Raw genomic sequence first — 9,638 nt, forward strand, 5'->3', positions numbered from 1 at the left:
TGCAAAAGGCTGGGGCCGATGATCAACTTCCTGCTGGTGGCCTGCGTCCTGGTCACTGTCCTGTCGGCCATTCCGGTCGTCCTGCAGATGCGCAACCAGCCGCGCGGTCTGATCGTCTGTTTCTTCACCGAGATGTGGGAGCGCTTTTCCTATTACGGCATGCGCGCCCTGCTGATCTACTACCTGACCCAGCACTTCCTGTTCTCGGACAAGCACGCCACCGAACAATATGCCAGCTACACCGCCCTGGTCTACCTGACGCCGCTGATCGGCGGCCTGGTTGCCGACCGCTGGCTGGGCACGCGCAAGGCCGTCATCTTCGGCGCCGTCCTGCTGTGCCTGGGTCACCTCGGCATGGCCTTCGAAGGGAAGCCAGCCGAACAGATCCTGACCCACGCCGGCCAGACCTACAGCTTCGTCAGCGAAGGCCGCCAGGCGCAGCGCGAGGTCCGCCTCCAGGTCGGCGACGCCAGCTATGACTGGCAGGCGACGCCGGACGGCGGTTTGACCATAGCCGGCCTGCCCGCCGATGCGCCGCTACCCGCCACCCTACCCCCCGGCAGCTTTGAGCTGACAGTCGCCAACCCGACGCCGTGGGCGGAACAGGCCTATTACCTGGCCGTCTCCCTGATCATCCTGGGGGTCGGCTTCCTTAAGCCCAACATCTCGACCATTGTCGGGCAACTGTATGACGGCCGCGATCCGCGCCGCGATTCCGGCTTCCAGCTCTATTACTACGGCATCAATCTCGGCTCCTTCTGGTCGGCCCTGCTGTGCGGCTATGTCGGCCAGACGGTCGGCTGGTGGGCGGGCTTCGGTCTGGCCGGCATCGGTATGGTGGCCGGACTCGCCGTTTTCATCCTGGGCAAGAGCTGGCTGGACGGCCGCGGCGCCCCGCCGGAACCGGAAAAGCTGACCGAAAAGGTCGCCGGCCTGCCGCGCGAAACGGTCGTTTACGCCCTCTCGTTGCTGGGCCTGCCGCTGGTCTTCTATCTCATCCAGCGCCACGCCATCGTCGGCCTGGCCGAACTGACCGGCGTGGTCATCGTGCTGGGCTATGTCGTCTTCCGCATGATCACGCGCTACAGCCGCGAGGAAAACTACCGTCTGGCCCTGGCCATGGTGCTGTCCCTGTGTTCGGTCGCCTTCTGGGCGCTGTTCGAACAGGCCGGATCGTCGCTGAACCTGTTCGCCGCGCGCAATGTCGACCTGCAGTTCCTCGACGACGCGAAGACCATCGCCCTGTTCGGCCATACCTATGTCCTGGCCTCGGCGGCGCAACTGGAAGCCCTGGGCGGCCTGCCGGCTGGCACCGTATGGATCGACATGGGCCTGACAGGTTCCCAGACCCAGAGCTTCGGTCCGGGCTTCATCCTGCTGGGCGCGCCGGTCATGGCCTTTGTCCTGGCGTGGCTGGGCCGGCGTCACCTCGACCCACCGCCGCTGCGCAAGTTCGCCTTCGCCCTGGCCTGCGCCGGCGGTGGCTTCCTGATGCTGACGCTTGGCGCCAACTGGATCGACGCCAGCTTCCGGGTGCCGTGGTACTTCCTGCTCCTGACGTACATGTTCCACGCCATCGGCGAGCTGGCCCTGTCGCCGGTGGGCCTGTCGCAACAGACCAAGCTGTCGCCGGTGACTTTGGTCTCAACCATGATGGCCATCTGGTTCCTGGGCACTTCGGGTGCGCAGTACGTCGCGGGTATGATCGCCAACACAGCAGCCAGCCAAACCGTCGGCGGCCAGGTGGTCGATGCCCAGGCGTCGCTGGATGCCTCGATCGCCACCTTCACGACAATCGGCCTGTGGGGCCTTGGCCTGGCAGTGGGCGTCTTCGTGCTGTCCTATTTTATCAGCCACTGGGCCGGGGAAGACGCGAGAGCCCGCTGAAGTCTATCAGAACTCTAGACCCGATCGATCGCCGGCTGGGGCTCGGTGAACCACTTGGCGCCCGACTCGGTCACATACATATGGTCCTCCAGCCGCACCCCAAAGCGCTCCGGCACCACGATCATCGGCTCATTCGAGAAACACATGCCCGGCGCCAACGGCGTCTTGTCGCCGCGCACCAGATAGGCCGGCTCATGGATGCTCAGCCCGATGCCATGGCCCGTCCTGTGCGGCGTTCCCGGCAAATTATAATCCGGCCCCAGGCCATGCTTTTCCAGAACCGCCCGCGCGGCATAATCGACCGCTTCGCACGCCACCCCGACCTCGACCCGGGCAAAGGCTGCGGCCTGCGATTCCTTTTCGATCTCCCAGATGCGGCGATGTTCATCATCAGCTGTGCCGAAACTGTAGGTCCGCGTGATGTCTGAGGTATAGCCCTGGACGTAACAGCCGGTATCGACCAGCACCAGATCGTTCTCCCGCAAGCTCTGCACACCCGGCAGGCCATGCGGAAACGCCGTACCGCGCCCGAACTGGACGATGCAGAAAGAATTGCCCGCCGCACCCATCCGGCGATGCGCCGCCTCGATGAAATTGGTGACCTCGACCGTCGTGATGCCCTCACGCAGCATCCGGGCTGTGGCGCGATGCACCTCCAGGGTCATCGACTTGGCCTGCTGCATCAGGGCCAGTTCGGCCGCCGACTTGTACATCCGGCAGCCGTTGATCACCGCCGACGCTTCCAGGATCTCCAACCCGGTCTCGCGCCCCAGACGGTGGACCATCTCGAACGACATGGACGGATCGACGGCCAGTTTCGAAAGCCCCCAGTCCGTCATCGCCTGGCCGACCAAGGCCGACGGACTCTCGTGCTCATGCCACAGGCGATAGTCGCAGGCGATCTGCATATCTGCCTCGACCGAGCCGCGCTCGAAATAGGGACAGATCAGCACCGGCTCGCCATCGACCGGCAGCAGCAGGGCAATCAACCGCTCCGACGCGGCCCACGGCAGGCCGGCGAAATAGCGCAGCGACGCCCCGGCCCCGACCAGCAGCGCATCGGCGCCCATGTCACGGGTCAGCCGCCGTGCCTTGTCGAGGCGGTCTAAACGCTCGGCAATCGTAATGGCCGGTGCCGGATCGACTGGCGGGCTCAACCGCGCCAGCTCGGCTTCGATAGTCGACGATCCGATCATTGAAAACGCTCCAGAGAGAAAGCTACAGGCGCCTCACCGCCCGACACCATATCGGCGACGATCTCGCCCGTCACCGGCCCCAGGGTCAAACCCAGATGCTGATGCCCGAAAGCATAGTACACCTTATCCTTCAATCGGCCGATCGCCGGCAAATAATCCGGGAAGGTCGGTCGCGCTCCGATCCACTGCGCCACCTGATCCGCCGGCCCAAACGGCAGACCCAGCGCTGTCACATGCTGCCGTAGTCTCGACCATTTGCCGGCATCGGGCGGATCATCGACTCCAGCGAATTCGACAAAGCTGGCCGCGCGCAAACCGCCTTCGAAACCGGTGACGATCATCGAGCGGTCTTCGAACACCACCGGCGGCAAACCGTCCGGCCAGCCGTGCGACGACGACTGAATGTGATAGCCGCGCTCGGCGACGATCGGCATCCGCGCCCCCAAAGGCTCCAGCAGCCCCTTCGACCGCACCCCGGCGCTCACCACGACAGCATCAGCGATCAGGGTCTCGCCCCCACTCAGCACCACCGCGCCGTCGCTGACCCGCGCTACGCGTTCATGCAGCACCGTCCCGCCGCGTTCGGCAAACGTCGCTTCCATCGTCGCCAACAACCGTGCCGGTTCGGCAATCTGGCCGGTGTTCTCGAACCGGATCGCCCCGGCAATGTCCGCCGTGGTGATTCTCTTTAAGCTCGCCAACTCGTCTTCGGTCGCGACATGAAACCGCGCATCGCCGATATCCGTCGACTGCCAGGATTTCAGACCCGCGGTCGCCGAGGCCTTCGTTTCCCACACCACATAGTGGCCGTCTTGCTTCAAAAGGTCCGGCGCAGCGATATCCGTGACCCGGCGCTGCCAGGCCGGCATGGCCTGGGCGATCAAGGCCGACAAAGCCGCCTTGCCGCGAGCGAACGGCTCTGGACGCGCCGCCTTCAGCAGCCGCAGCGAAAACGGTAACCACTGCCCGACCGCCCGCACCGGCAAGCCCAGGGCGCCCTTCGGATAGAGCCGCCGCCAAGCCGATCTGACCATCGCCATCGATGCCAAAGGCTCGACCTGTTCGATGGCGATATGGCCCGCATTACCATAAGAAGCGCCGCTTCTGACCACTTCCGGATCGATCAGCGTAACCTCAAAACCCTTACTCTGTAAGGCGAGCGCAACATTCAAACCGACGATGCCGCCGCCGGTAACAATTGCGTGGGCCATGTGATACTATCCTTGTTGCATCTCGCTATCGCATATTGTATACGGTATATGTTCTTACGCAAGCTCCGGGAGCCTATTATAATGACCATCGACTGGCACGGCGTGTTTCCTGCCGTAACCACGCAATTCCGAGAAGATCTTTCGATCGATTTTAAAGACACCCAGCGCGTTGTCGATGATCTTATCCGTGACGGCGTCACCGGCGTTATCGCCATGGGTACCTGCGGTGAAAACAACTCCCTGACCGCCGAGGAAAAGCGCGACATGCTCAAGGCGATCGTCGAGGTCGTCAACGGCCGCGTTCCGGTCGTCACCGGCGTTTCCGAGTTCACCACCCCTTTGGCCCAAGCCTGGGTCCGGGATGCCGAAGCCATTGGCGCCGACGGCCTGATGCTGCTGCCGGCCATGGTCTATGTCCCCAAGCCCGAGGAACTGGTCGCGCACTTCACCCAGGTGGCCAACGCCACCAAGCTGCCGATCATGCTGTACAACAACCCGACCGCCTACCGCGTCAATATTGGCAACGACGTCCTGGAAGCGTTGAAGCCGGTCAAGAACATCGTTGCGGTCAAGGAATCAGCGGCCGACACCCGCCGCTTCACCGATCTCTACAATGCCTTCGGCAGCCGCTATGTCATCTTCGCCGGCCTCGACGACGTCGCCTTCGAAGGCCTGCTGCTGGGCGCCCAAGGCTGGGTTTCGGGCCTGACCTCGGCCTTCCCGCACGAATCCGTCATGCTGGTCAAGGCGCTGGAAGCCGGCGACATCGCCACCGCGCGTGAGATCTACCGCTGGTTCTTGCCGCTGCTGCACCTCGACGCCGAACACGACCTGGTTCAGTCGATCAAGCTGGCCGAGCAGATCATGGGCCGCGGTTCGGAACGTGTACGCATGCCGCGCATGCCGCTGACCGGCGCCCGCCGCGCCGAAGTCACGGCCATGGTCGAAAAGGCCGCCGCGACCCGCCCGTCGCTTAAGATCACCAAAGCCGCTTAACCAAATACTGATTTGCGTTCCATAGGCGGTTCGAATCCATCGAACCGCCTATTGTCGTCCGGAGCCCAGCTATGCGCCATACCTTCTTCGCCATCGATGGCCACACCGCCGGCAACCCGGTCCGCCTGGTCGCCGGCGGCGCGCCTTTGCTCAAAGGCAACTCCATGTCCGAGCGCCGCCAGGATTTCCTGTCGCGCTTCGACTGGATCCGCACCGGCCTGTGTTTTGAGCCGCGCGGCCACGACATGATGTCGGGCGGCTTCCTCTATCCGCCGACCCTGGACGACACCGACGCCGGCATCCTGTTCATCGAAACCTCGGGCTGCCTGCCGATGTGCGGTCACGGCACGATCGGCATCGTGACCTTCGCGCTGGAAAACGGCCTGATCATCCCCAGGACTCCGGGCAAGCTGAAACTGGAGGTGCCCGCCGGCGTCATCAACATCGACTACACAACCGCCGGCAACCGCGTCACCTCCGTCAAGATCACCAATGTCCCGGCCTACCTGGCCCAGACCGGCATCAAGATCGATGTCCCCGACTTCGGCCACCTGACCGTGGATGTGTCCTATGGCGGCAACTACTACGCCATCATCGAGCCCCACGGCCCCTATACCGGCCTCGACGACCTGGGCGCCGCCCGCATCATCGAGCTGAGCCGCACGATCCGCCAGCTGGTCCGCGACACATACGAACCCGTCCACCCGCTCGATCCCACCATCCGCGGGGTCAGCCACGTCCTGTGGGCGGACAAACCCAAACACGACGGCGCCGATGGCCGCAACGCTGTGTTTTACGGCGACCGCGCCATCGACCGTTCGCCCTGCGGCACCGGCACATCAGCCCGCCTGGCCCACCTCCACGCCAAGGGTAAACTGAAGGTCGGCGACCGTTTCATCCATGAAAGCTACATCTGCAGCCGCTTCATCGGCCGCGTCGAAGCCGAGACCGAACTGAACGGGCAAAAGGCCATCATCCCCTCGATCGAGGGCTCTGCCATTGCAACCGGTTTCAATAACCTCTGGATCGACCGCGAAGACACCTTCTGGGCCGGCTTTCAGGTTGTTTAATTTCGTTGATCACGCAACGATTCGGCCTTAGCCCTTGCTAACGGGCTCAAACCATAGCTAACTTGGTATACTTTATAACAGAGCTCGTGCGCGGGGCGAGAAGCTTATGTCCATTATTGTCCAGACCCTATCGGAACAGATCTATGCCCTGATGCGCGACCGCATCATTTCCGGCGTCATGCCCGTCGACACCGCCATCCGACAGGACGCCCTGGCCGCCGAACTCGGCGTCAGCAAGATTCCGTTGCGCGAAGCCTTTGCCCGCCTGGAGCAGGACGGTCTGTTGCTGTACGTCACCAATCGTGGTTTCTTCATTCGCCCCCTGTCGGTCGACGAGGTCGAGGAGGTCTATGCCCTGCGGTTAAAGATCGAGCCCGACGCTGTCGCCGAGGCGGCCACGGTCGCTACCGACAAGGACAAGCAGGTGGCGCTGGACTGTCTCAAGGCGCTGGACGAGGCTGTGGTGTCGGACAAGAAAAAGGTCGGCAAGCTGAACCGGGCCTATCACATGGCTCTGGTCAAGCCGATCCAACGCCCGATCACCACCCAGATCGTCGAACGGCTGAACATCATTTCGGAACGCTATGTCGGCAAGCACCTGGAGCCAGCCGGCCGCGACAGCCGCGCGCACGACGAGCATGCGGCCATGTACGAGCTGTGGGCGTCAGGCAAATCGAAGGAAGTCGCCGCCATCATGGCGCACCATATCAGCTCGACGCTTGAGGACCTGCGCAAGCAATTCGAACTGGAAAAAGCGGGCTAAGATTTGGGCCCGCCGCGCGGCGGCACCCTCCTAAAGTGGGTCCACAGATTACACCGATTACACAGATTAAACCTCTGAAAAATCTGTGTAATCGGTGTAATCTGTGGACCCACTTTTTCGAACTTCACCGCCGCGCTGCAGGCGGATGTCATCCCTTTCAGAATCCCATCCGCCTGCCGGCATCCGGCTTGACCCGGCTCTCCTCAGCCAACCGCGCCAGCACACCCACGGCATCCACCGCCGGCGCGTGCCGCAGTTGCCGGGCCACCACAGCGAAATCGCCGGGCGTCAGGTTGCGCAACACCGCCAAGCCCGCCGGCGCCGGCATCCCAAAGAACCGTGCGAACGCCCGGCCCAGCCTTTCCGGCCCCAAAGGCGCCAGATCCAGCTTGAACACGAAGCGCCGCAGGGTCGCCGGATCCAGCGAACCCGGATGGTTTGTCGCCGCCACCACCGGCAAGGGGTGCCGGTCCAGCCAGGTCAGCATCTCATTGACCTGACCGACCTCCCATGACGTCCGCGCGCGCGTCCGGTCGAACAGCAGCGAATCTGCTTCGTCGAACAGCAGCACGCCCTCCTCGCGCCGCGCGTCCTCGAACGCCTTCGCGATGTTCTGCTCAGTCTCCCCGACCCACTTCGACAGCAGGTCCGACGCCCGCCGCACCAGCAAGGGCCGGTCAAGCATCCGCGCCATATGGTGCGCCAAAGCCGTCTTGCCCGTGCCCGGAGGCCCGGTCAGCAACAGCGACACATCCAAAGCGCCCAGATCCCGTATCGAATCGAACAGGACATCCATCGGCCGGTCGGCCTCGTACAGTCCCATGTCCAGTTCGCCCGGCCCGTCCATCGGCATCTCGCCGCCGCGCAAGGCCCGCACCAGCGACGTTGCCGCCCGTGCGCCGCAGTCGGGCTCACCGGCCAGCCGCGCCGCCTTCACGGCCACCCGCAGCACGCTGGAGGTCTCCGGCACCTGGTCGATCAGCCGCCTGATCGCCGCGCCCGCCAACCTACCCCTATCGTGTCCGCCTTCGTCGGCCACGACCCGCGCCAGGATACGGTGGGCTGCCTGCCGCGGTGGCAGGTCCAGATGCAGCACAAAGCTCATCCGGCGCAGGATGGCGTCGTCGATGTTGCCGACTGCGTTGGTGATCCAGATCACCGGCGCCGCATTGGTTTCCAGCAGCCGGTTGACGAAGACCTTGCTGCCTTCGCGCCGCGCGAACCAGTCGCCGGAACCCCGTTGCGCCCCGCCGATCAGGTCCTCCATCTCGTCGAACAGCAGCACGGCGCCGGCGCGGTCGCCCAGCACCCGCTGAGCCAGCATCAGCGCCAGTACCCGGTCCTCGCGCGTCGGCTCCTCGCCATCATCGTCGACTTCGCCGATCCCGTGCAGAGGACAACCGGCCGCCGCAGCCAGGGTCCGCGCCAGCTCCGTCTTGCCGGTCCCCGGAGGCCCGTGGATCAGGATGTTGACGCCGTGCGCCCGCTCGCGCGCCGCCCCGGCCAGCAACCGCACCAGGAATTCGGCCTCGCCGACATGGGCGAAGTCCTCCATCCCCAGCATGGCCGTCTGGCGCCGCCCGGCCAAGGCCTCGGACATCTCGTCCGGCGCCAGGTCGCGGTCGAGGACGCGCGACAACGGCCAGCGGATCTCCACCGGATCGTCATACGACGCGCGAACCCCGAACCCGACCAGGCCCAGCTTCAGGACATCGCTGCGCCGGACGCACCGGGTCGCGTCCTGGGCCTCGGCCCCGGCCAGTTCGCCCAGCGCGGCGGGCAGTTCACGGATGTGATCGCCAACACAGCCCAGCATGGCGCTCAGCCTCGGCAGGCGGTCGCAGGCGATCATCAGGGTCAGCAGTTCGGCGTCAAACGGCGCCAGGTGCAGCAAGCGACCCAGTTCGTCGGCCAAGTCCAGGACGCGCGGGCGCGGTGCTTTCGACTCAGGGGGCGTCTTTAGGACACGCTTCAGCCGCTTGCGGAACGGCTTCCATTCCAACTTTTCCAGTACCGGCTGCCCCAACAGCCAGGCGACATCGCTGGTGGCCCAGACCAGCAGTCTTTGCGCCGGCTTCGAGTCCGGCACGATGTCGCGGGCCATCCGCAGCGCCAGGCTGCGGACGATATGATCTTCGTTCATGGTCATGTCTTTCGGCGGAGACGCAGCGTTGCGCATCTCACGATGTTTCATTCAGGTTGGGAAACAGGGGTGCGGCCGAGCTCTCTGCCCCGCCGCGACGCCGAAAGGGCGCTTAGACGAATGGCAGGATCGCGGCGGGCTTACAGCCCCGGCTGTGGGTTGATCCTATCAAGTCTTACTCTCCATATGCCCGGGGTTTCCGCGGCACGTTGCGTTCGTATAGTTAAATCCGTAACGACACGCAACCCACGCAACTCAAAAGCGACACCACCGTTGCCACGAAGCCACATTTGCAGTGTAGACGTCTTCTTACTTCTCCACCCCATCTTGATGGGGAGGTGGCGAGCAAGCGAAAGCCGAAGGCTGTCGCGC

Annotated in this window: 7 protein-coding genes; 4 read left to right on the forward strand and 3 right to left on the reverse strand. The window is 64.2% G+C overall.

The features are described from left to right. Nucleotides 1–18: 18 nt before the first annotated feature. Nucleotides 19–1,887, forward strand: a complete 1,869-nt coding sequence (locus ABI_RS00710; protein ID WP_006270871.1) for a peptide MFS transporter — start codon at nucleotides 19–21, stop codon at nucleotides 1,885–1,887. 14 nt (nucleotides 1,888–1,901) lie between these two features. Here ABI_RS00710 and ABI_RS00715 read toward each other — a convergent pair whose 3' ends face one another. Further along, nucleotides 1,902–3,083, reverse strand: coding sequence for a M24 family metallopeptidase (locus tag ABI_RS00715; protein ID WP_006270872.1), 1,182 nt, complete (start codon nucleotides 3,081–3,083; stop codon nucleotides 1,902–1,904). Continuing rightward, entirely contained in the window at nucleotides 3,080–4,294 is a 1,215-nt protein-coding gene (locus tag ABI_RS00720) for an NAD(P)/FAD-dependent oxidoreductase (RefSeq protein WP_006270873.1), read from the reverse strand. The genes ABI_RS00715 and ABI_RS00720 overlap by 4 nt, the downstream gene beginning before the upstream one ends. A gap of 81 nt (nucleotides 4,295–4,375) precedes the next feature. Between ABI_RS00720 and ABI_RS00725 the strand changes: the two genes are divergently transcribed. The 3 genes from ABI_RS00725 (at nucleotide 4,376) to ABI_RS00735 (ending at nucleotide 7,123) form a co-directional block, all read left to right on the forward strand. Beyond that, nucleotides 4,376–5,290: a dihydrodipicolinate synthase family protein gene (locus ABI_RS00725; RefSeq protein ID WP_006270874.1), complete on the forward strand. Its 915-nt coding sequence runs from the start codon at nucleotides 4,376–4,378 to the stop codon at nucleotides 5,288–5,290. Between the two features lie 71 nt (nucleotides 5,291–5,361). Continuing rightward, nucleotides 5,362–6,360: a 4-hydroxyproline epimerase gene (locus ABI_RS00730; protein ID WP_006270875.1), complete on the forward strand. Its 999-nt coding sequence runs from the start codon at nucleotides 5,362–5,364 to the stop codon at nucleotides 6,358–6,360. Between the two features lie 106 nt (nucleotides 6,361–6,466). Then, entirely contained in the window at nucleotides 6,467–7,123 is a 657-nt protein-coding gene (locus tag ABI_RS00735) for a GntR family transcriptional regulator (protein WP_006270876.1), read from the forward strand. Nucleotides 7,124–7,280: 157 nt separating this feature from the next. Here ABI_RS00735 and ABI_RS00740 read toward each other — a convergent pair whose 3' ends face one another. Then, on the reverse strand, nucleotides 7,281–9,266 hold the full coding sequence (locus tag ABI_RS00740; protein WP_169313698.1) for an AAA family ATPase: 1,986 nt from the start codon (nucleotides 9,264–9,266) through the stop codon (nucleotides 7,281–7,283). Between the last annotated feature and the right edge of the window lie 372 nt (nucleotides 9,267–9,638).

The sequence above is a fragment of the Asticcacaulis biprosthecium C19 genome, from assembly GCF_000204015.1.
GTDB classification, from domain to species: Bacteria; Pseudomonadota; Alphaproteobacteria; order Caulobacterales; family Caulobacteraceae; genus Asticcacaulis; species Asticcacaulis biprosthecius.

Coding starts and splice junctions, on each gene's coding strand:
- ABI_RS00710 (WP_006270871.1), top strand. CDS start 19: ATGATCAACTTCCTGCTGGTGGCCTGCGTCCTGGTCACTGTCCTGTCG.
- ABI_RS00715 (WP_006270872.1), bottom strand. CDS start 3,083: ATGATCGGATCGTCGACTATCGAAGCCGAGCTGGCGCGGTTGAGCCCG.
- ABI_RS00720 (WP_006270873.1), bottom strand. CDS start 4,294: ATGGCCCACGCAATTGTTACCGGCGGCGGCATCGTCGGTTTGAATGTT.
- ABI_RS00725 (WP_006270874.1), top strand. CDS start 4,376: ATGACCATCGACTGGCACGGCGTGTTTCCTGCCGTAACCACGCAATTC.
- ABI_RS00730 (WP_006270875.1), top strand. CDS start 5,362: ATGCGCCATACCTTCTTCGCCATCGATGGCCACACCGCCGGCAACCCG.
- ABI_RS00735 (WP_006270876.1), top strand. CDS start 6,467: ATGTCCATTATTGTCCAGACCCTATCGGAACAGATCTATGCCCTGATG.
- ABI_RS00740 (WP_169313698.1), bottom strand. CDS start 9,266: ATGAACGAAGATCATATCGTCCGCAGCCTGGCGCTGCGGATGGCCCGC.